Annotated in this window: 1 protein-coding gene; it reads left to right on the top strand. The window is 60.8% G+C overall.

The window, feature by feature from the left end; genetic code table 11:
- The coding region (locus KZZ07_RS27065) for a tripartite tricarboxylate transporter substrate-binding protein (protein ID WP_255564630.1) at positions 1 to 263 on the top strand (263 nt) is incomplete at both ends.

The following is a 263-nucleotide window of genomic DNA, read 5'->3' on the forward strand; positions in this document are numbered from 1 at the left end:
CAGTTACGGGGCCATCGCAGTCAAAAGCGATTCGCCCTACAAGAGCCTCGACGATCTCGTAAAAGCCTTGAAGAAAGATCCAGGCAGCGTGGTGATCGGTTCCGGTGGCACTGTCGGAAGTCAGGACTGGATGCAAACCGCGCTGATCGCCAAAGCCGCCGGGATCAACCCGCGTGAGCTGCGCTATGTGGCCCTCGAAGGCGGCGGTGAGATCGCTACCGCCCTGCTCGGCGGCCATATCCAGGTGGGCAGTACCGACATCT

This window comes from Mameliella sp. CS4 (genome assembly GCF_019392335.1).
GTDB lineage: Bacteria > Pseudomonadota > Alphaproteobacteria > Rhodobacterales > Rhodobacteraceae > Antarctobacter.